The organism is Mycobacterium sp., from assembly GCF_035633495.1.
Lineage (GTDB): Bacteria > Actinomycetota > Actinomycetes > Mycobacteriales > Mycobacteriaceae > Mycobacterium.
In genome coordinates, this window is sequence record NZ_DASQEU010000088.1 from 61,308 (window position 1) to 82,041 (window position 20,734).

Sequence of the window (20,734 nt, forward strand, 5' to 3'; positions counted from 1 at the left end):
GTTCGGCGACGGGCGATCAGCGGCGCCAGAAGTCGTACTCGTCGCGGCCGGGCCGGAAGCCTGCCGCTTCGACGATGTCGACCGCCACGTCGAACTTGTCCCCGACCCGCAGCGGGACGTGCGCGTCGCTACCGAACGACACCGCACCGCCACCCTCCTCATACCACCATCGCATCAGGGTGGCTGACGCGAGCGGGCTGGCGGTGTTGAGCTCTAGCGGCCGGTCCGAGGCGGCCAGCGCGCGGAACACGGTGCGGTACTCCTCCTCGAAGTCCCCCTCGCGGTAAGCACCCTCCCGAGCGGCAGGCCAGTAGCGGCGGGGATAGTCGCAGTGCGCCAGCACTTCGAAGACTTCGGACACCTCGACGAGTCGCAGCAGTTCGGCGAAGTAGTCGCGCACGACGACGGCGGCAGGCAGCGACCCGAACACGTGATTGGCAAAGACCAGTCGGCCGTCGTGCACGATCGAGTGCAGCGAACCGAGCACGCGGTCGAACGTGCCCGACTGGAGTACCGCAGCGACGCTACCCGCGAAGTGATGCGGCTCGCCTGCCTCGATGCCCGAGAGGATGCGCAGTTCGGGGAACTGGTGGCGGCACCTCTCGATGCTCGCGAGGTACCCCTCGACGTCGACCGGCTGCACGCGCTTCCGCGTCGAGATTCGTGCACCGGCCGGCGGGTGGTCGTGCTCACCCCACTCGGTGAAGTCGACGTGCTCGGTGAACGCGACGGCGGGTAGACCGACCTCGACGGCGCGACGGCACGTGTCCTCCATCGAGGCGTTCACGCCGGTGTCCCAGGAAAACTGCGAGTGCACGTGATTGTCGGCGGGAAGCACGCCCCCAATCGTTCCACGCGTCGCGAAGCGCGTTTCTGGAGCGACGCAGCCCACAGTGGCAGGGTCGGCGGTCCTGGGTATAGACGATTGATGGCTTCGACCCGAATCCGCCGGACGATGGTCGCCGTTCTCGCGGCGGCATCGCTCACGGCGGCCTGCGTCGACGCCCCGCGTGTGGCCACCCCGCCCCACGCATCAGAGCCCTCGACCAGCCAGAAGCCACCCGGCGCGTGGTCTGGCACTGGTCCCAGATACGTGGCGATGGGCGATTCGGCCGCGGCAGCACCGCTCGTTCCCGACCAGGCCTTACCAGTTGGCTGTCTCAGGTCGACCAACGACTATCCGTCGGTACTCGCTCGTCGCATCGGGGCGGCGTCGTCCACCGACGTGACGTGCAGCGGCGCACGGACCGAGGACCTCGCCTCCCGGACACAGTCCACCCGCACCGGTCAGGTGCCCCCGCAACTGGACGCCGTCACGGCGAACACCCAATTGGTCACCGTCACGGTCGGCGGCAACGACGTCGACTCGCCTGCAATCGCAGCCGAGTGCCGCCAGACGACCTTGGACGTGCAGCCGTGCTTGCCAGACCTCGTGGTCGACGGCGTGGACGGCATCTCGCAGGCCATCGAGGCGGACGCCGACGACTGGTCTGCCCTCATTGCCGACATCCGCGACAAGGCGCCCGCGGCCAGGTGATTCTAATCGGGTACGGCACCTACGTTCGGCCCGAGGGCTGCTTTCCCGCGCAGCCGATCAATCCCGTCGACGCCGCCTACTTCCAGACGAAGATCGACGAGTTGGACGGCCGCTTGGAGCAGGTGGCTGCAACGCAAAGCGTCGAGTTCTTCGACACGAAACCGCTGTCGATCGGCCATGACATCTGCTCTGAACCGGAGGGAGTACTACGTCGTGACCCTGATCGAACGAATCGTCGCCCGAGGTGCAAAGCCGCCCCGCGTCGTTCTGCAAATTTCGGTGAAGTAACGCTGGCGGGACACGGTCAGCGGTCGGGCGACCAGTAGTCGAGCATCTCCGCGAACGTGTCGAAGGCGGGCCGGGAGACACCGTAGGTGGCCTCGAGGTGGATGCTCAGGGGGAAGCCGAGGTCTGCGACGCCGTCGATCACCCGCTTGTAGAGGTCGATCATCTGTTTGCGCTTGTCGGCCGGGTCCGCGGCCGCCAACTCCTTGACGAAGGATTGTTCGGCGGCGACTGCGGCGTTGCCGGGGTCCTGGATCAGCCAGTTGATGAGGCGGACGTCGGTCTCCATCTTCGGTACGAAGCCGAAGGACAACAGGATCTCGGGACGGTGGTCGGTGGTTTTGGCGAACTCGGTCAGAAACCCGACGACCGCGTCCGAGTACAGCAGCTGCGTCATCCCGTAGGTCGCGCCCCGGTCGCACTTGAAGTTGAACCGACCCTGTTCGCCGTCGCGGGTGGGGATCAGGATCGCCCCGCGGTTCGGCACGACTCCGTGATAGATCGAGAGGGCGTCCGTGGGCGCGACCCCTGCGCCCTCGAAGTCGGCCATCGTCCGTGGCACGCCCACGAAGGCGATGCCGTCGAAACCGGCACCTCGCAGGTCGGAGAGGCGTCGACCGAGCGCAGGCTGGTCGAGGAACGAGGTCACCTGGGTGCACAGCCCGTTCATCCCCGGCAACTCCGGCTTGATGATCGACCAGTACTCGAGCACGTCGAGCTTCGGCTTCATCTCGATGGGCCGGTCGTCGTCCTCCTCGATCATCCCGGGGATCATGACGTGCCGGATCCGACCCCCGATGCCCGCTTCGACGGAGAGCTGCAGCACCTTGTGCGCCTCTTCGACGGCGTACGCCGCGCCACGGTCGACGTTGGGCGGGACGAGCTCCAGCGCGATGGTGTTGAGGGCCAAGAGACTGCTCCTTGTGACATGCACTGGTTAACTGGCGCTTCGTTGCGCATGACCCGTGGTTCGCGGGCCGCCGGGAGGACACCCTACCGATTGGTCCTGGGACCCGGGCTGGGGCGGGGCTCTGACGGGCGCCGCGACACCGGGCGACCATTGGCGGATCTGAGGTACAGATTGTCGTTGAGGTAGCGGTTCTCGGCTTGGAGTCGGGCGTTGCGGTACTCGAGGTCGAGGATGAGCCGGACGCCTTCGTGATTGATGCCGCGGCCGAGGAGTTCGGCGGCTCGGGGCCCGTTGGGGACCCGACGGGCAGGTCCCGGCGGGGCCGCGCTTCTTGCGAGAGTCGCCGCGCGCGGTGGCAACGCGCGGGTGCTTGATGTTCAACACGGCCATGGACCTGAACATCCTCGACGGCGATGCCGTTCGCGTGGTGCGCGGGTATCGGGAGCGCGTGCGCGCCGCCGTCTACCACGCCCTCGGTCGCATGGCCGGGGCGGTCGGCGAGCGAGATCGCAAGGCCGACATCCTGACTGCGGGCCAGATGGGCCTGATGACGACGTCGCGCATCGACCCGATCCAAGCGGCGGACTTGGCGGAGACCATCGCCGCGGACGTCAACGGCTGGTGGCGTGCGAAGGTAGGCACGGTATGAGGTAGCACCGCGCTACGTTTACCAGAGCGCGGCGTACGGGTACGCGCCAACAATGATCAAAGCATTCGGATACAGAAGCAATGGTGGACCCGACGTTCAAGAGTTCCTCGACCTCGACATGCCCACTCCGATGGCGGGCGAACTGCTGGTGGAAGTCCGCATCGCGGGCGTGAATCCCGTTGACTGGAAGATCCGTGCAGGCATGCTCGGCGCCGCGAGCGAGAGCGATCTCCCCGCCGTCCTCGGCAGCGAAGTCTCGGGTGTGGTGCGAGGCGTCGGCAAGGACGTGCACGGCTTCGCCGAGAACGACGAGGTCTTCGGCTCGGTCGCTCCTGGTTCCGGCGGGTACGCCGAATACACCCTCGTCACGGCGAGCGCCGCGGCGCACAAGCCACCGCAGGTGTCGTTCCAGGACGCCGCCACGCTGCCCGTGGCCGCCGCGACCGCGTACGACGGCGTGACGCAACTCGACCTCGAGGAAGGTCAGACCCTGCTGGTCAACGGTATCGGTGGTGGCGTCGGCGTGGCCGCGGCGCAGATCGCCAGGGACCTCGGCATCAACGTCATCGGTACGGCCGGCGAGGACAAGCGCGCACTGGTGGAGACGCTCGGCGCCACCCTGGTGGCATCCGGCGACGGCGTCGTTGACCGGATCAAGCAGATCATGCCCGACGGAGTCGACGCCATCCTCGACCTGGCAGGTGGCGACGCTCTCCGCGCGGTCGCCGAACTGGTCACCGACCGCAACAAGCTGATCAGCACGGGAGACCCCATCGTGGCCGATCTCGGCGGGCACCTGATCGAACGCGATCGGACCCACCGAGTCCTCGAGATCGTCGCCGCGCTGGTGGCAGACGGCAAGTTGGATCCACACGTCGAGGACGTCCGTCCGCTCGACGAGGCGGCGGACGCGGTGGCAGCGGTCGAGATCGGCCATGCCCGGGGCAAGGTCGTGATCCAGGTCAGCTGAGCCCACGCCCCGCCGACTGTGCGGCGTGTCGTCGGGCGGACGGCCAATTCTCGACGGGAACTCACACACTCGACACCACGCCTCATGGCGGACTACTAGCCGCGCGGCAGCCCCAGGATCCGTTCGGCGATCACGTTCAACTGGATCTCCACCGTGCCCCCGCCGATCAGGAAGGCGGGCACGAACATCTCGTTGGAGACCACGTCGGCGGGCGCGTGCCGAACGCTTGCCGCCGGGCCGATGAGATCCAGGGAGATGGCCGCGGTCGTGCGACCCAGTTCTGCCGAGGCGACCTTGACCACCGACGCGCCCGGGCTGAACAGGTCGCCGTGCAGTTGACGCACCGACTCCCGATAGTTCAGTGCGGCAACGCCCGTCGTTTCGGCGACGATCTCGCCGAGGGCCTCGATGGCGTCCGCGCGGTCGCCGCAGTACAGGCCCTCGTCGATGATCTTGCGCACCCGGTCGTCGTCGCCGAGGGTCATCATCGAGCTGATCGTCGTCCGCTCGTTGAGGAGTGTGGTCATGGTCAGCGCCCAACCCTCGCCGCGCTCCCCGAGCAGTTGGTCGTCGGGGACGAAGACCTCGTCGAGGAAGACCTCGTTGAAGTGGGAGTCACCGCTCGGCTGCTTCAGTGGCCGCACGGTGACACCGGGCGCGTGCATGTCGACGAGGAAATAGCTCAATCCCCGGTGCTTCCTCGCGGCGCGCGGTTCGGTGCGGGCCAGACAGATGGCCCAGTGCGCATGGTGCGCATCCGAGGTCCACACCTTCTGACCCGTGAGCGACCAACCGCCATCGACCTTGTCGGCCTTGGTGTTCAGGCTCGCCAGGTCGGACCCCGCCTGCGGCTCGCTGAACAGCTGGCACCAGACGATGTCGCCGCGCAGGGTGGGCCCCGCGAACCGCTCCTTCTGCGCATCCGTGCCGTGCGCGAGAATCGTCGGCACCGCCCAGTCACCGACCATCACCTTGGGCGGGGCCACGTCCCGCTTGGCGTACTCCTCGGCGATGATCACCTGCTGCGCGGCCGTCGCACCGACCCCCCAAGGCTTCGGCCAGTGGGCCGCGACCAGACCTGACTCCGCGAGGAATTCGCGGCGGCGCCCCTTGGTGTAGACCTTCGTCGGATCGTCGGTGCTCGGTTCATCGGCGGGCAAGGCGAGCGCCTCGTCCAGCACGCCACCGACCCACCCTCGGAACTCGGGGTCGTCCACGTCGATCGTGAAGTCGCGTTTGGCTCCGAGCGCGACCTCGCCGAGGCTGCGCACTGCCGTGCGCACCGAACCCACCTGCGCCGCAACACTGATCGCGCGTCGCCAGTAGAGGTGAAGGTCGTGCTCCCACGTGACGGCGATCCCGCCGTGGATGGTGATCGCCTCCATCACCGCGTCGACCGCCCGGCCGACGCCGATGATAACCGCCGTCTCCGCGGCGACCCGTTGCTGATCGGCATCCTGATCCAGACTGCGGATGGCGTCGGCCGCGACCGCGGACGCCAACGCCTCGGCAATGAACAGCCGCGCAGCCTTGTGCTTGACGGCCTGAAACATGCCGATGGCTTGGCCGAACTGCTCACGCACCTTGGCGTGCTCGACCGACGCCTTGCGGCACCATTGCATGACTCCCGCAGCGTCGGCGGTCAGCAGTCCGACCATCATGGTGCGGGCCGCGGTCGCGTCCACGCCGACGATCTCGTGGCCCGGCGCCACCCAGACGTCGTCGAGTTTCAGTCGACCGACGTCGCGGGTCAGATCGGTGCCCTCCAACGCCTCTCGGGTGACACCGGACGCGTCGAGATCGAGGTGCAGCCAGACGTCGCCGTCCGTCGAACGTGCACCGACGATCACGACGCGGGCCGACATCAGACCGAGTACCGGCAGGGTCGACGCCGAGAGCGTCCAGCCATCACCGTCACGCGTGGCCGAGACTCCGTGCGACGGTTGGACGACGGCTCCGGTAGCGCCCGCGGCGAACTCTCCGAGCAGCGCAGCGCGCTTCGCACCGTCACCGCCCAGGGCCACGACCGCACTGGCCATCACCGTCGGCAGCATCGGGCCGGGAAGCAGTGCGGCTCCGGCGGCTTCGACGACGACGGCCAATTCCTCCAGGCCACCGCCCTGCCCGCCGAACTCCTCGGGGATGTGGACGGCGTGCAGAGCTTGCCGGACCAGTTCAGCCCAGTGCGGCTGCTCGACACCTGCCGCGAGTTGATCGAAGACCTGCCGCGTCGCCGTGGTCGGTGTGTGCCGCGCCGCGAAACCGGTCACGGTGTCGGCGAGCGCCTCGTGGTCGTCAGTGACGGCGATGGCCATCGAGCTAGCACCGGCTCATAGGGAGAATTGGTCCTCGATGATCCCCAGCCACACCTGCGCCGAGTCGATCGCGACCTTCTCACTGATGAACGCGTGCTGGGTTCCGGTATAGACGTCGCGGAAGGCCCGCTCGAGCCTGCTGCCCTCGCGGATCGAGGTCGTGCCTGCGACCAGGTGCGCCCACTGCGCACACTCGCGGGCCACGTCGGTGGCATAGACGGCGGCGACCCGCATGTCCACCCGCAACGTCGGAGTCAGGTCATCGCCCGCCGCGACCGCGGCCTCGGCGGTGGTGAACGCCTCGAGCACCAGCAGACGCGCGGCCCGCCATGCGGCGACGTGGTGTGCCAGGTCCTTCTGGAAGGTGGGGCGGCTGGCCAGCGACTCCATGTCGCTCATCCGGTACTTGGTGGCCGCCAGCTCCTGAACGTCGTCGAGCATGCTCTTGGCAACGCCGAGCGCCCACGCCGCGTGGCCTGCCGCGGTGACCGGCATCATGCCCATCCGTCCGGCGGGCGACGTGCCGCGCAGCGGCACGGTGGTGAACAACCGGAACGTGCGGTACTCGGGCACGAACACGTCGGCGACGTTGTAGTCGTAGGACCCGGTTCCCTTGAGTCCCTGCACGTTCCAGCCGTCGGTGAAGGCCACTTCATCGCGCGGCAGCAGCGCCACCATCAGTTCGGGGATGCCTTCGCTGATCCACCGCATCTCGCCGTCGTCCATCGGGATGAACCCCGCCGCCACGTACTGCGCGTGTCCGGTGCCGGACCCGAAGCTCCACGCACCGGTCAGCCGGTAACCTCCGTCCACCACGACACCCTGTCCGTTGGGCGCGAACTGCCCACCCATGGTGACGTGGTTGTCGTTGGCGGTGAACACCTCGGCGAAACCCCGGTCGGGCAGATACGATGCCGCAGCGAAGGACGACGGCAGATTCGCGATCCCGGTCCAGCCGAACGAGCCGTCCTGCCAAGCCATTTCGATCCACGTGCCGATCATCTCCGTGAACGACGGCTCCACCCCGCCTGCCACGCCGGGATTGAACGCCGTCATCAGGCCGCTGGCCCACATCTCCTCGACGATCGCTGGCGACATGGTCCGCAATCGCTCGGACTCCGCGGCCTCGGCCCGCACCAGGTCACGCATCCCGCGCGCCGTTGCGACGACGTCGTCCTGCACGTGCGTTGTCATGGTCATGCTCGAGACGCTACCGCCGTGATCGCCGTCAGTTGACAGCTTTCGGAAACTGTTCACCGATGGCGCGCCGGCGCTCACCGCCGGTCCGCCACCATCCCACGGTGCATGACGCGATCCCCGATCACCCCGTCGTGGTCGGCGCGGTGCAGCACGCATCGGTTGTCCCACATCACGACGTCGCCAGTGGCCCAGGAGTGGCGGCGCACGTTGTGCTCGCGCGTCGAGTGGTCGAAGAGGAACGAGATGGTGTCCTTCGCCAGTCGCGGTGGCATCCCGCTGACCGCCGCGCACCGTTGCGGGGTCGACAGGTAGAGCGCGGTACGTCCCGACAGCGGATGAACCGTGAAGATTGGATGCACCGCCGACGTCTCCTGTCCCGCATCGAGGTCCAGACCCGTGACGACGTGGGTGATCGTGCGGCCGTCCAGCCACGAACGGATCTTGGCGGGAAGCGTCTCGTACGCCGCGTACTGGTTGGTGAACAGGGTCTGACCGCCGTACACCGGAACGGTCACCGCACGTAATGCCGTGTAGGCCGGCGGATGTCGCACATAGCTGGTGTCGGTGTGGAACGTCGACCGCGGTGTAGTGGTGCGCCCGACGTTGCTGATCAGGTTGAGGTCGCTGCAGCCCGGCACCGGGGTCTCACCCGCGGTGAACGCCGTCTCGCCGAAGCTGCGCAGGAAGCGCAGGAAGCCCTCGTCGTCGACGTCCTGTCCGGGAAGGACGATCACCCCGTGCTCGGCGAGCAGAACGCGGAGTTCGTCGACCTGCCGCTCACCGATCGCGTCGACCCGGAGGCCGGTGACGGTGGCACCGATGGGTGTCAGTGTGTCGTACTGAGGCACCGCGACCCTCCGAGATCGAGCTCACCCAACGCGTCCGCGAAGAGGTCGGCGACGTCGACGCCGGACGCCGCGGCCATCACGGCGACGACGCTGGAGGGTGCGAACGAACAGTAGGGGCCGGCCTCCAGGAACCACGGCCTGCCGTCGGGATCGATCCGAAAGTCGAACAGGCTGTAGTGCCTGCAGCCCAGAGCAAGGTGGCACCGGCGCGCTGCGTCCCAGACCGCCTCGTTGATCGGATCGTCCGCCGGGACGATCCACGCCCGGCTGGGGTCCTTGGCGACGAGGTACAGGTCACCGTCATCGGTGCGGTCCAGCTTGTCGTCCTGCCCGCGAATGGGCTTGCTCGCCGAATCCACCGCGTACTCCTCCAACGGCAGGCACACCAGCTCTCCGTCGCGGACGACGATGCCGCACCGCACTTCTCGGCCGAGCTCGACGTAGGACTCGACCAGCGCGGCTCCGCCGTGGGCCATCGCCGAGTCGATCGCGGCGTCGTACTCGCCCGGATCCCGCACCAGGGACACGCCCACGGAGTTGTCGGCGTCGACGGGCTTCACGACGACCGGAAGCGGCAGAGAAGACCAGTGACCGGGGCGCACCACCTCGCCCGCGGGCACTGCGACGCCCGCCGCGGCCACGATCGCCCTGGCCTTGGCCTTGTCGGCCGCGATTGCCATGACGGCGGGTCCATTGCCCACATACGGGATGCCGAGTACGTCGAACAGTGCCCGGTACGAGGTCATCCCTGGCAGGCAGAACATCTGCGGCACAACGACATCGACGTTCAGTAGGCCCAGGTGCGTGACGGCATCGGCGAGCGACATCGCTGCGGCCGACGCCAGGGAGTCGGTGCCGAGGTCCGACGGGAATCGCCACGAACCGTCGGGCGAGACGTACGCCAGACGGACCTCGTAGCGTTCGGGGTCGGCCAGCGCTTGCAGACAGGCTCCGGCGTAGAGCCGCGACAGGTCGGCGTGAAATTCGTCCACCGCAGAGCCGACGAGGTGGAGGACGGCCAGGGACATTCAGTCCCCTCCCGGCTCGACGAGCTTGCCGATGTTGAAGTCGATTCGTGTCCAACCCCGGTGCTCCAGGAGATTGGCCCATAGCAACGACGGAATCTGCAGATGGTGAACCGTCAAGTACGGCAGCGGATCCCACCAGGTGAAGATCGCGTCCTTGCCACGAAGGATGGTCTTGAGTCTGCTCAGGCGGTTCGCTTGGGTCAGCAGGCGCCAGAGTTCGTGATAGATCCAGTAGGTCGGGCGGGCTCCCGGGCGAGGGGTGATGACGGGATGGCCGTCGTCGAGGTAGGCCGCGGCCACCTGCGCGTGGTCGTGGAACATCGTGATCGCCGAATGAGTGCGAGGATTGCACTCGATGGCATAGGCGTGGCCGTCTCGCCCTTCGATGAAGTCGAAGGAGACTTGACCCGTGAGGTCGAGGGCTCCGACGAATTCCTCCACCCACGAACGGATCTCGGGCTTGTCGATGTTCTCGTAGTTGATCTGGAACGCCGACGACTCACAGCACCCGTAAACCTGGAGCCACCCATGCCGGACGGTGCCGTGCGTGCAGTACTCCTGGCCGTCGATGAACTCCTGCAGGATCCACGGGTCGTTCTCGGAGATCGAGAGCGAACGCGCGAACGCGGCATTCCGCTCCGGCGTCGCCCCCGACAACCGGGTGAGGTCCATCCGCCCCACCGGGTTGTACGCGATCCGTTTGAGGATGTAGCTGCGGCCCTCCGGGAAGTCGAACTCCTCGACCTGGCGGGCGTCGGTGATCCGATGGAAGTCGGGGACCCGCAGACCGAGGGAGGCCGCCGTGCGGGAGAACTCCGCCTTGTCGTCGAGCATCTGCACGGTCTCGGCGCCGACGTGCATCACCTCGCACACATCGTCGAGCAGCGGCCGGGCGCGCGCATCGTGAACGCTCGCAGCCGGACTGGACACGGGCACGAAGACGTCGACGCCTTCGAGCAGCGCAATGTCACGCAGCGCCTCCGCATAGCCCGGCGCCGTGGGTTCGGGCACGCAGTGGAACGCGTCGACCGCGCGGGAGAACCTGTGCCCGGTGAAACGGTACTTCGCGGACTCTACGAGGACGACACGGTGACCAGCCGAATGGAACGACCGCGCCAACTGGAGCGCCTTCGTCATCTTGCCGCCGCTGATGAGGACGGTCTGTTGGCCGCCAATGGCCCTGTGGGCCAACTGGTTCGGCCTTCGGATCAGCAACGCGACCGCCACCAGGGCGAGGTCGACGGGAAGCGTCACGAACAGCGCGGCGAGAGTGGCAAGTGTCCGGCCGGCGTTGGCGTCCTTGAGTTTCGGCGCGCTCGCCGAAGTGGGGGTGCCGATGTCCAGAAGTGCCGTCACGCCTGCACCCGCCGAATCAAGGTCAGTCCGTCACGCAGCGGTATCAACACCTGCTCGATGCGCTGGTCGTAGGTAAGGGCGGCGTTGAATCCCGCGATGGCAGCACCGTTGCTCGAGATGTCCACGTCCGCGTAGGGCTCACCCTGCAGCAAGGTGTTGTCGACCGCAATCACGGCGTGCGGCGACAACAGAGTGCTGTCGAGGAGGAACTCGACGTAGTCGAGGTAGCCAGCCTTGTCGGCGTCGATGAAGACGAAGTCGAACTGACACCCCGGCTGCGCCGACAACCGTCGCAGGGTGTCGATCGCGGGGCCCACCTCAATCGTGATCTTCTCACCGACGTCCGAGGCGTCGAAGCACTCCCTGGCGAAACCCGCTACCGCCGAATCGATCTCGCACGCGACGACCACGCCGTCGTCGGGTACCGCCTCCGCCATGGCGAGTGCCGAGTATCCGGTGAACATCCCGATCTCCAAGACGCGGGTGGCACCGGCCAGATGCACCAAGAACTTCAGTGCCTGACCTTCGACGTGGCCGGACAGCATCTCCTGTTCGAGGAACGTCGCGCCGTGCGGGGCAGTCCAGTCCGTCTCGCGGGTGCGCCGCGCCAGCTCCGCCAGGGCAGGCGACTCCGGAGTGGTGCACTGGTCGAGGTACGGATCGAGACCTGCCGCGAGGTCACGCGCGCGCCGAAGCCGCGCCAACACGCCAGGATCGACGCCGGGTTCCGCGCCGAGTTCCGCGCACAGATCCTTGAGCTCCCCGGCGAGGATGGTCGACGGTGTCACCGGCCGGGCCCGCATTGCCACACCGTTCGGCCGCACCGCAACGTCGGTCACGCGAGACCGCTGGACTCGGGCACCGTGAACACGTCGACGCCGTCGCCGCCGCGAGGGTATTCGCCGCAGATCTTCTTGTGCAGGGTCAGCGTGTCGGCGAGCTCATCGGTCGTCACGTCGTTGAGGAAGCGGCATTGACCGATCGGGTCGGGGATGGGAGCGCGCAACAGATTGTCGCGCGTCTTGAGAATCGACGCGGTGGCCTGCTCGAGCAGTTCCGGTGTCAGATGGTCGCTGTCCAGGGCAAGCCCCAGCGAGCTCATCACGCCGAGAACGCGGTCACGGTCGTCGGCCGACAGGTGGCCTCGCTGTTCGGCCAGGGTCGTCGACAGGGCCATGTCGATGTTGATGGCGTGACCGTGAAAGAAGGGCACGGGCGGTGTGAGCTCCAATGTGGGGCTCCAGGTGTGACCGAAGGCGATGACCCGATCGAGGTCGATCTCGTGCAGGTTGGGCGCCTCGAGGTCCAGCATCGTCGCGATGGCCAGATGGGTGAGGCGTTCGCCGATGGCACGCAGTTCCGGCGTTCCGTCGAGGTGACCGAACCGGGTCCGCAGGAGGTCCGCGCCGTGCTCCTCCAACAACTCGAAGATCTCGGCGTTGCCGACGACCGAGATCTTGATCAGCTCCGCCATCCCGTTGCGCACCTGGTCCTCGGGCAGCGTCTTGAGGAAGGAGAAGTCGAGAAGGACCTTCTGCGACGCGTGGTAGGCGCCGAGGCGGTTCTTGTGCTTGCCGTAGTTGACGGCGACCTTGATCGACACACTGGCGTCGATCAATCCGATCAACGTGGTGGGGATCCGGATGTACGGCGTGTTGCGCCGATAGCTGGCACAGGCGAATCCGGCGACGTCGGTGGTCAGCCCTCCCCCGACCACCAGCACCGGCTCGGTACGCACCAGCCCGAAGGCGTCGAACTCACCGACGATCCGTTCGAAGGTCTCCAGCGACTTCGCCGTCTCCCGGATCTGAACCGGGATGACGGTCAGGTCGATGCGGTAGTGGTCGAAGTACGACCGGATCGCGTCCCCGTAGATCTCGTAGACGGTGTCGTCGACGACCATCAATGCGCGGCCGTACGGACGGTAACTGTCTGCGAGGTCGGTGTTGTCGATGGCGAATACGCCGTCGACGTACACCAGGTCGTACTCGATCTTCTCGTAACCGGTGACGTGGAATGTCCTGTCGCTCACGGTCACTCGGGCCTGAAGGTTGCTCATCGTGAAGTTCCTCGTTCCGGGGACTGGGGTCGGTCGGATGGGTGCGTCATGTCGTGATCAGCCGAGCAGCCGTGCGGCGTCGAGGGAGTCGACCGTCTCGTCGGCAGCGCTGAAGTCGCCTCCGGCGGTGTTCTCGTTCGGAAAGGCGATGACTTTGATGCCCGCGGCTGCGGCGGAGGCCACCCCGCCGAAGTTGTCCTCGATAGCTACGGCGCTGGCAGCGTCCTCGCCGAGTTGCTCGAGAGCGAACTCGTAGGCCGCCGCAGCCGGCTTCGGGGCCTTCACGGAGTCGGCGTTGACGATCAGGTCGAACATCTCTCTGCTGATGTGCGGTTGCAGAGCCGCCAGAAGCGCGTCGATGTTGCCCAACGAAGTCGTGGTCACGAAACCGAGCTTGTGGTCGTTGCGCTTGGCTTCGTCGACCGTGGCGACGACGCCTGGCCGCGGCGAGACGGTCGACGAACGCAGGAGGTCCTGGAAGATCTGCGACTTCTTGGCATGTACCGCTGTGGCGTCGACGTCGGCTCCGCGGGAGGCAGCGAAGTCGGTGATCCGCTGTGCGCCGCCGTTGCTGCCCAACATCGCCACGTAGTCCTCGCGCGACCAGTGCCAGTCCAGCCCGTAGGCCGCGAACGCCTCGTTGAACGCCTGTCGTTGCAGTTCGGACGTGTCGGCGAGAGTGCTGATGGAGCCGAAGAGGATTGCTGACATGGGGGTTCCTTCGTGTCATGTGGAATCGAGGTCTTGGATTCCTAGTACACTATTGATCGAAATGTTCAATAGTGCAAGGGCCATCCAGTAATGTGATGAAAGTTCATAAGTTAACTTTTTGTCCAGGTCGACCCATCAGGGCGACAAGGGCAGGCGAAGGAGTGACTGACTCAGATGACACCTGCTGAGGGCAAGGCCGGCGACACCGGCGAGGACGCCAGGGTGTCACGCACCCGCGGTGACATCGCACGGGCCGCCCTCGAGGTGCTCACCGGCGAGGGTTCCGAGGCCGTGACGCACGCTCGAGTCGCCGAGATCGCCGGGTACTCCAAGACGACCCTCTACACGCACTGGCCGGCCCGCATCGACCTCATCGCGATGGCGATCGAAAGCCTGGGTGAGATGCCGCACCATCAGTTGACGGGCGATCTGCGCACCGACCTGATCGAAGAGCTCAAGGTCTTCCGTGCGGGCGTCGTCGACATGCGATTGGACCGCGTGCTGTCCGGGATGGCCGAGTGGGCGTCCGTTCAGCAGATGGCGCAGATCAGGGAGCGGGTCAACACCGACGGGCAGCACCAGATGTACGAGATGCTCGAAGAGCGCTTCTCCGGCGCCGGGTTGGACGCAGCGGTCTCGATGCTGACCGGCGTCGTCGCGTGCCCGGCGCTCATGTTCGGGACCGTGCCCGACGACGCCGTCATCGAGGCGGCCGTCGACGTCGTCCTAGCCAACTCGGCGGGTGACTGACGCCCGATTTCGTTCGCAAGCCCGTGCGGCTACCTACTCGGTCGGCTCACCTGGGGTCGCTTCGGGTGGCTCCGCGGGAGGAGACTTGCCCAGCCACTCCTTGAGGCGAACGAGTTGGCTGACGACGAGGCCGACGCCAAGGAGCAGCCCCACTGAGATGACGATGACGGCGGTCAACGGACACCTTTCGCTCGGTCTCACCCCAGCCTAGGCATCGAGCACGGCGACGACCTCGGAGACGCCCGCCTCGGTAGCCAGTTCCCGGTCCCTTGCGGTGACCACCGCGCTGCCCGCACGCAGGAGTTCGATGACGTTCACGACCTCGCCCTTGCGGTAGGCGGCCCAGCGGACGTTCGCCGCCCACCAGTTCAGGAGCACAGTCACCGCCTTCGCCGGCTCGGCACCAAGATCGAGCATCGACGCGGCCGTTGCGGGCAGGATCCGCTGTGGATCGGTCGTGGCCGCTGGCCGTCGTCGCGTTGACGTCGGCGCCAGCAGTGATCAGCGCCCGCGTGATCTGGGGATTGAGGTGGTCGGACCGCTCGTCGAGACGGTGCATCGGCGTCGCTCCGTCCGAGTCAAGCGGAGACGGGTCCACGCCCCTTGCCAGCGCCACCGTCCGCCCGCACCGGACGATCTCGTGCAAAATCGTCGTGAACCGTTCCCCCCGCGCCGACAGCTCGATTCGCCGCGCCGCGTCGGCACCGGCGTCGATCGGGACCAGTGCGGCGTGGTGGTCGAGCGAGCGCACCGCGTACCAGGGCGGCGTGGCCCCGCAGGCGTCGAGAGCATCGGGGTCGAGTCCCGCGGCTGCGGCCCGACACCGAGCGCGTCGAGCACCAGCAGCGCACCGTCACGTCGGTAGCTGAGGTCGTACCACGGCCAGGGCCCCTCGCCCTTTGCCAAGAAGTCGGCGACCGGGATGCGGATCTCCCCCACGATCGACCGGCCGTTGTCGTCGGTGTCCGACCAGAAGACGAGACCATCTCCCTCCAGGGAGACGACGACCCTGGAATGGGGCTCCTGGTACTCGGCTAGTTCCTGCACTCCGCCATCCTGGCCGACGGCGTTGCCATGAATACTCGACCGGTGCCAGTCGTGGACCTCGTAGCGCTTGCCCTTGGCGGCGTCATCGCGCTCGCCGCCGCCCGCGATGGCGACGGGCATCGCGGATTCGCCGGACGAGTCCATGCGCTGGGAGGGCGGCGTCGCCGTCGGGTTCGCGGGACTAATCCTGCTCGGCCCGTTGTGGATCGCTCAGGGCGTCCTGACCGTCATCGCCACGTTCAAGGACGGTGGAATCGCGCCGGGATGGCTGTGGGCGTGGTTGTTCTTCGCCCCGGCCATCGGTATCTCTCCGCCCGCGGTGGCGTTGATGCGCGCACTCAAACGGTCACTCCCGAAGCGGACGCCACCCCACTAGAAGCCGTACAGGTCCTTCAGCGCTCGAATGGGCTCGGCCCCGTGGATGGCCGCCCTGATCGCACTCTCCACGGAACTGTCCGAGACGAACAGCATTTCGTCGCCCGCCTCGAGCACCTGGTCGGGCGTGGGCAGGATGACGCTGCCGCCGCGGACCAGGGTGACCATGGCGGTGTTCGCGGGTAGGCCCAGGTCGCCGACCCGCTGCCCGACGAGCGGATTGTCCTCGGGCAGTGTGAGTTTCGCCAGATCCGCCTGCCCCTGCCGCAGCCCCATCAACCGAATCAGGTGGCCCACGTCGATGGCGCCTTCGACTCCGGCCACCATCGCACCCGGGGTCGAGACGGCCACGTCGATCCCCCACGCCTGGGTGAACAGCCACTCGTTTCGGATCTCGTTGATCCGCGCCACGACTCGGGGCACGCCGAACTCGGACTTTGCCAGCAGACCGACGACGAGGTTGGCCTTGTCGTCACCGGTGGCCGCGATAAGGACGTCGCACGTCTCGGCGCCCGCCTCCTCCAGCGTCGTCACCTCGCATGCATCGGCGAACAACCAGTCCGCATCGGGGACCACGTGCGGTTCGAACTTGCGGCGTTCGCGTTCGATCAACAGGACCTTGTGACCGTTGTCGAGGAGTTCTCGCGCGACGGATCGACCGACGTTGCCTGCGCCGGCGATCCCGATGCGCGTCCTTCGCTCCGCCACTCCGCCATCTTCGTCCATCCGGGGCAGTGCCGTCGCCTCGGCCTCGCGCCGACGTGCGCCCCAACCCCAACCGAGCGCCCTCCTGAAATACTGACCGCACACTCCGGTTGGCGCCCCTGGCCGTTGGCCGCTACGACCATGTCCGAACGGGAACGCATTGAGCCTGCACGAGCTGTATCTGGCCTTGCTGATCGGCGGCTTCGTGCTGCTGGCCAGCATCGTCGGTACCCGGGTCGCCACCCGCGTGGGGTTCCCCAGCCTGCTGCTGTTCCTGCTCGTCGGCGTCGCCATCGGTGAGGACGGCCTCGGTCTTCAGTTCGACGACGTCGAACTCGCCAGGAACGTCGGTACCGCGGCACTGGCCGTCATCCTGGTCGAGGGCGGTCTGACGACGCGTTTCGCCGACATCCGCAAGGTGTTGGCGCCCGCGGGCGCACTGGCCACCATCGGCGTGGTCATCAGCATGTTGATCACCGCTGCCGGTGCGCACCTGCTGCTGGGCATGAGCTGGCAGCTCGCGCTGCTGCTCGGAGCAATCGTGTCCTCCACCGACGCGGCAGCGGTGTTCTCGGTCCTGCGCGTCCTGCCCCTGCCCCGGCGGGTGGCCGGGCTGCTCGAGGCCGAGTCCGGCTTCAACGACGCGCCCGCGGTCATCTTCGTGCTCATGTTCAGCGCCGTGCCCTTCGTGTTCGAGCCGGAGAGCGCCGTGGCCGACCTGGTGTACGAACTGCTGGCCGGCTCTGCCATCGGACTGGTCTGCGGATTCCTCGGGGCTCTGGTTCTACGGCGCATCGCCCTCCCGGCGTCCGGGCTGTATCCGATCGGGACATTCGGGCTGGGCATCGTGGCCTTCGCGGCGGCGGGCGCCGTGCACGCCAGTGGTTTCATCGCCGCCTACCTGGCCGCGGTGGTTCTCGCGAACTCCGGACTGCCGCACCGGTCGGCGACCCGATCCTTCGCCGAGGGGCTGGGCTGGCTGGCCCAGATCGGCCTGTTCGTCCTCCTCGGCCTGCTGGTGGACCCCAGCGAACTCGCTGCAGACGTGGTCCCCGCGATCGTCGTCGGCCTGGTGCTGCTACTGGTCGCACGGCCACTGTCGGTGGTGGGCTCGCTGGCCGGCTTCAGCATTCCGCTCCGCGAGCAGGTCTTCCTGTCGTGGGCAGGGCTGCGCGGTGCGGTCCCGATCGTGTTGGCGACGTTTCCGATCGTCGCGGGTGTGCCCGACAGCAACCGCTTGCTCAACATCGTGTTCCTGTTGGTGGTCGTCTTCACGCTGGTGCAGGGACCCAGCCTCCGCCCGATCGCGCACGCCCTGCGGTTGATCCCCCGCGACTCCCCCCGTGAGATCCAGGTCGATGCCGCACCGCTGGACGTCCTCGAAGCGGAGCTGTTGACGCTCACGGTGCGCCCGACCTCCCGCCTGCACAACGTCACCGTTATGGAGCTTCGACTACCCGACCCGAGTGTGATCACCCTGATCATCAGGGACGGCCACACCTTCGTCCCGCTGCCGGACACCCGCATCGAAGCCGGTGACGAACTGCTGATCGTCACCACGACGAAGACACGGGCCGCCGCCGAGCGCAGACTCCGCGCGGTCAGTCGGCGGGGCAAGCTCGCGTATTGGTTCGACGAGTACGGCGAACCGGACTAGCAGGCCCGAGAATTCGCGTTGCGTTCGCGGCGTTCCACCGAGTGACACATCGTCGACTCTGCGTCCTTGGCGCAGAAGTGCGAGTTGTCGGCACCAAGAGCGCAGAACCGACTGCCACTCGAAACGCGAAGGCATGCAACATGATCAATCGACGCCAGTTCTCCATCGTGGCAGGCGTGGCAGCGGCGGGAGCGGCCGTCACCGCGTGCACGTCACAGCCGGCGACCACGACGACCGACGGTCCGCCCGTCATCCTGCTGCACGGCTGGCCGTACGACATCCACAGCTACGTCGACGTGGCCCCGCTGCTCGCCGCGAGCACGCCCGTCAACTGCTTCGCTCCGCCCGCCTGGCCAAGGATGCGCTCAGCGACTACCGCGGGCATCTGACCGGGACGGTCGACTTCGGTTCTGCACGCTCGCCGAGGAGCCGATGGTGTTCGCCTGCCGCCCCGATCATCGCCTCGCGGGCCGGGCTCGAGTGCCGGTCGAGGACCTCGCCACCGAGGACCTCGTCGGCTTCCCGGAGGGGTTCGGCATCCGGCGGATGATCGACGATGCGTTCACCATCGCGCATCCTGGTCCTTCCGCTGCTGCGCCTCGAGAGCACGCACTATGCGCGGTTCCTTCAGGTGGTCGGGCCCCGGCTCAGAACCGAGCCACACGACTCGGCGGAGACCGCCTGGCCGCGAGTTCTGGAGGCGCTGTCCCACGCCGTGCCCGTCGCCGACCGCCGGGTTCGCCGCCGCCGGGTCGCCGCGGTCGCCACGGCGATGTTCGCCCTTGCCGCGGAGCACGAGCGGTCGGCTCAGGACGGCAGGGACGACGAGGGCGGTGCCGATGCTCCCGAGGAGATCGTTCTCATGCTGGCAGCCATGCTGACGGCCACCAGCCCGCGGTTCGTGTGACGCTAGAGTACGACCATGAGTCAAAAGCCGTTGGTACCGAACGACTTCGACGTCCCGCCGGAATTTCGCGCGGACCGCTTCCGGCTCGAGCCACTGGGCCCGCAGCACAACGCCTCCGACCTCGCCGCGTGGATGTCGAGCATCGGGCACATTCAGGGCACGCCGGGGTTCCACGGTCTCGACTGGCCACCGGACGAGGGATTCACGGCCGAGGCCAATCTCGTCGACCTGGTGCGGCACGACGACGAATTCGAACGGCGGGTGGCCTTCGCCTACACGGTCCTGCGGCCGGATGCGGACGACGTCATCGGTTGCGTCTACCTGAATCCCGGGCCGCGACCCGGCAGCGTCGACGTGCGGTCATGGGTCCGAGCCGACGTCGCCGACCTCGATCCCGTTCTGCGACAAGCGATTCGCTCATGGCTCGCCGACGCCTGGCCGTTCGACGAGGTCGTCTACGCGGGCTGAGGTCTACGACGGCTGAGACTACGACGCAGGCGGATTGAGGATCACCTTCACGCATTCCGGGCTGCGTGCCGCCACCGCGGCATACGCGTCGGCCGCCTCGGATAGCGGGTAGCGGTGGGTGAAGATGCCGTCGGTGCGCAGCGACCCGCTCGTCACCAACGGAAGGAGATCGGTCCACGTCTGCTGGATGGGCGCAGTGGTCATGCGCAGGGTGAGGTTGCGGATCAAGGCCATGAGGATCGGCAGTGGATAGGGATTGAGGTCATGCACCCCGAGGACGGAAACGGTGCCGTCAGCGCGCACGCAGGCCAGCGCGTCGTTGAGCGTCGCGTCCAGGGCGACCGTGTCTATGACGCTGTCGGCACCGCGCCCGCCCGTGTGTTCGAGCACCGCCGCCGCCGTCGGGCCGTCCAGGGCAGTCGCCCCCGAATCGACGGCCAGTGCGCGCCGGCCCGCCACGGGATCGGCGGCGAGAACGGTGCCCGCCCCCTGCGCGAAGGCGGCTCGTACCGAACACAACCCGACCGCACCTAGTCCGATGACGACCACCGTCCCGCCCGGCGGGATGTCGGCCTTCTTCGCGCCGATCCAGCCGGTCGACAGGTTGTCGGTCAGTAGCAGCGCAGCCTCGTCGTCCACGCCGTCGGGAATGCGCAGGAGCTGAAAGTCGGCGCTGGGCACGGCGACCGACGTGGCCTGGCCCCCGCCGAGCACCCCCGAACCGAAGATCTGCATGCCGTGCACGCACGTGACCGGGTTGCCCGTGGCGCACCCGTCGCACCGCCCGCAGCCGGTGACTGACGCGGCCAGCACGCGATCGCCGACCCGCACGGTCGCCACCTCGGGGCCGACTTCGAGCACGGTGCCGATGAATTCGTGGCCGACGGCCACGCCGTCGCCCACCGGCAGATCGCCGTCGTAGAAGTGCAAGTCGGAGCCGCAGATGGCCGCCGACTC

The 20,734-nt window shown here is 67.4% G+C and carries 22 protein-coding genes and 2 pseudogenes; 10 read left to right on the forward strand and 14 right to left on the reverse strand.

Annotated elements, in window-relative coordinates; all coding sequences use genetic code 11:
• Positions 1 to 16: 16 nt before the first annotated feature.
• Complete coding sequence (locus tag VET27_RS13830) at positions 17 to 838, reverse strand: PHP domain-containing protein (RefSeq protein ID WP_526518976.1); 822 nt, start codon at positions 836 to 838, stop codon at positions 17 to 19.
• Between the two features lie 90 nt (positions 839 to 928).
• Here VET27_RS13830 and VET27_RS13835 point away from each other — a divergent pair, with 90 nt between their 5' ends.
• Positions 929 to 1,537: a GDSL-type esterase/lipase family protein gene (locus VET27_RS13835; RefSeq protein WP_526518978.1), complete on the forward strand. Its 609-nt coding sequence runs from the start codon at positions 929 to 931 to the stop codon at positions 1,535 to 1,537.
• Between the two features lie 304 nt (positions 1,538 to 1,841).
• On the opposite strand, the gene VET27_RS13840 is transcribed toward VET27_RS13835, so the two are convergent.
• A complete protein-coding gene (locus tag VET27_RS13840) occupies positions 1,842 to 2,732 on the reverse strand; it encodes a mycobacterial-type methylenetetrahydrofolate reductase (protein ID WP_526518980.1) in 891 nt (296 codons plus the stop codon).
• A gap of 373 nt (positions 2,733 to 3,105) precedes the next feature.
• On the opposite strand from VET27_RS13840, the gene VET27_RS13845 reads away from it, so the two are divergent.
• Together VET27_RS13845 and VET27_RS13850 are read left to right on the forward strand one after the other, a co-directional pair.
• The gene (locus tag VET27_RS13845) at positions 3,106 to 3,381 is read left to right on the forward strand and encodes a hypothetical protein (RefSeq protein ID WP_526518982.1); all 276 of its coding nucleotides are present in this window, start codon (positions 3,106 to 3,108) and stop codon (positions 3,379 to 3,381) included.
• Positions 3,382 to 3,433: 52 nt separating this feature from the next.
• Positions 3,434 to 4,351 carry an NADP-dependent oxidoreductase gene (locus tag VET27_RS13850; RefSeq protein WP_526518984.1) on the forward strand — a complete coding sequence of 306 codons (918 nt, stop codon included), beginning with the start codon at positions 3,434 to 3,436 and terminating at the stop codon, positions 4,349 to 4,351.
• A gap of 95 nt (positions 4,352 to 4,446) precedes the next feature.
• Here VET27_RS13850 and VET27_RS13855 read toward each other — a convergent pair whose 3' ends face one another.
• The 8 genes from VET27_RS13855 to VET27_RS13890 all read right to left on the reverse strand — a co-directional run bounded on the left by VET27_RS13855 (position 4,447) and on the right by VET27_RS13890 (position 13,868).
• On the reverse strand, positions 4,447 to 6,666 hold the full coding sequence (locus VET27_RS13855; protein ID WP_526518986.1) for an acyl-CoA dehydrogenase family protein: 2,220 nt from the start codon (positions 6,664 to 6,666) through the stop codon (positions 4,447 to 4,449).
• A 15-nt stretch (positions 6,667 to 6,681) separates the two neighbouring features.
• The gene (locus VET27_RS13860) at positions 6,682 to 7,866 is read right to left on the reverse strand and encodes an acyl-CoA dehydrogenase family protein (protein WP_526518989.1); all 1,185 of its coding nucleotides are present in this window, start codon (positions 7,864 to 7,866) and stop codon (positions 6,682 to 6,684) included.
• 74 nt (positions 7,867 to 7,940) lie between these two features.
• Positions 7,941 to 8,714, reverse strand: coding sequence for a TauD/TfdA dioxygenase family protein (locus VET27_RS13865; protein ID WP_526518991.1), 774 nt, complete (start codon positions 8,712 to 8,714; stop codon positions 7,941 to 7,943).
• Entirely contained in the window at positions 8,693 to 9,742 is a 1,050-nt protein-coding gene (locus tag VET27_RS13870) for a D-alanine--D-alanine ligase family protein (RefSeq protein ID WP_526518993.1), read from the reverse strand. The genes VET27_RS13865 and VET27_RS13870 overlap by 22 nt, the downstream gene beginning before the upstream one ends.
• Positions 9,743 to 11,098 (reverse strand): ATP-grasp enzyme, encoded by a 1,356-nt coding sequence (locus VET27_RS13875; RefSeq protein ID WP_526518995.1) that lies wholly within the window; start codon positions 11,096 to 11,098, stop codon positions 9,743 to 9,745. It lies immediately after the preceding gene.
• The gene (locus tag VET27_RS13880) at positions 11,095 to 11,937 is read right to left on the reverse strand and encodes an O-methyltransferase (RefSeq protein WP_526518997.1); all 843 of its coding nucleotides are present in this window, start codon (positions 11,935 to 11,937) and stop codon (positions 11,095 to 11,097) included. The genes VET27_RS13875 and VET27_RS13880 overlap by 4 nt, the downstream gene beginning before the upstream one ends.
• The gene (locus VET27_RS13885; RefSeq protein ID WP_526518999.1) at positions 11,934 to 13,157 is read right to left on the reverse strand and encodes a sedoheptulose 7-phosphate cyclase; all 1,224 of its coding nucleotides are present in this window, start codon (positions 13,155 to 13,157) and stop codon (positions 11,934 to 11,936) included. Before VET27_RS13885 ends, VET27_RS13880 begins: the two co-directional genes overlap by 4 nt.
• A 57-nt stretch (positions 13,158 to 13,214) precedes the next feature.
• Complete coding sequence (locus VET27_RS13890; RefSeq protein WP_526519001.1) at positions 13,215 to 13,868, reverse strand: HAD-IA family hydrolase; 654 nt, start codon at positions 13,866 to 13,868, stop codon at positions 13,215 to 13,217.
• A 174-nt stretch (positions 13,869 to 14,042) separates the two neighbouring features.
• On the opposite strand from VET27_RS13890, the gene VET27_RS13895 reads away from it, so the two are divergent.
• Entirely contained in the window at positions 14,043 to 14,618 is a 576-nt protein-coding gene (locus VET27_RS13895) for a TetR/AcrR family transcriptional regulator (protein ID WP_526519003.1), read from the forward strand.
• 33 nt (positions 14,619 to 14,651) lie between these two features.
• Here VET27_RS13895 and VET27_RS13900 read toward each other — a convergent pair whose 3' ends face one another.
• Both VET27_RS13900 and VET27_RS13905 read right to left on the reverse strand, forming a co-directional pair.
• Entirely contained in the window at positions 14,652 to 14,795 is a 144-nt protein-coding gene (locus VET27_RS13900) for a hypothetical protein (RefSeq protein ID WP_526519005.1), read from the reverse strand.
• A 30-nt stretch (positions 14,796 to 14,825) separates the two neighbouring features.
• Complete coding sequence (locus VET27_RS13905; protein WP_526519007.1) at positions 14,826 to 15,035, reverse strand: hypothetical protein; 210 nt, start codon at positions 15,033 to 15,035, stop codon at positions 14,826 to 14,828.
• Positions 15,036 to 15,738: 703 nt separating this feature from the next.
• Here VET27_RS13905 and VET27_RS13910 point away from each other — a divergent pair.
• Positions 15,739 to 16,041 carry a hypothetical protein gene (locus tag VET27_RS13910; protein ID WP_526519009.1) on the forward strand — a complete coding sequence of 101 codons (303 nt, stop codon included), beginning with the start codon at positions 15,739 to 15,741 and terminating at the stop codon, positions 16,039 to 16,041.
• Here the strand turns inward: VET27_RS13910 and VET27_RS13915 are convergent.
• Complete coding sequence (locus VET27_RS13915; protein ID WP_526519011.1) at positions 16,038 to 16,766, reverse strand: potassium channel family protein; 729 nt, start codon at positions 16,764 to 16,766, stop codon at positions 16,038 to 16,040. The two genes, VET27_RS13910 and VET27_RS13915, sit on opposite strands and share 4 nt — an antisense overlap.
• A gap of 139 nt (positions 16,767 to 16,905) precedes the next feature.
• On the opposite strand from VET27_RS13915, the gene VET27_RS13920 reads away from it, so the two are divergent.
• The 5 genes and pseudogenes from VET27_RS13920 (at position 16,906) to VET27_RS13940 (ending at position 19,777) form a co-directional block, all read left to right on the forward strand.
• Positions 16,906 to 18,402 carry a potassium/proton antiporter gene (locus VET27_RS13920; RefSeq protein WP_526519013.1) on the forward strand — a complete coding sequence of 499 codons (1,497 nt, stop codon included), beginning with the start codon at positions 16,906 to 16,908 and terminating at the stop codon, positions 18,400 to 18,402.
• A gap of 140 nt (positions 18,403 to 18,542) precedes the next feature.
• A pseudogene (locus VET27_RS13925) lies at positions 18,543 to 18,713 on the forward strand (alpha/beta fold hydrolase); the annotation flags it as partial.
• Positions 18,714 to 18,834: 121 nt separating this feature from the next.
• A pseudogene (locus VET27_RS13930) lies at positions 18,835 to 18,909 on the forward strand (hypothetical protein); the annotation flags it as partial.
• A 49-nt stretch (positions 18,910 to 18,958) separates the two neighbouring features.
• On the forward strand, positions 18,959 to 19,309 hold the full coding sequence (locus VET27_RS13935) for a hypothetical protein (protein WP_526519015.1): 351 nt from the start codon (positions 18,959 to 18,961) through the stop codon (positions 19,307 to 19,309).
• A gap of 15 nt (positions 19,310 to 19,324) precedes the next feature.
• Entirely contained in the window at positions 19,325 to 19,777 is a 453-nt protein-coding gene (locus VET27_RS13940; RefSeq protein WP_526519017.1) for a hypothetical protein, read from the forward strand.
• A gap of 18 nt (positions 19,778 to 19,795) precedes the next feature.
• Here the strand turns inward: VET27_RS13940 and VET27_RS13945 are convergent.
• Positions 19,796 to 20,734: zinc-binding dehydrogenase (locus tag VET27_RS13945; RefSeq protein WP_526519019.1), on the reverse strand; the 939-nt coding region annotated here is incomplete at its 5' end.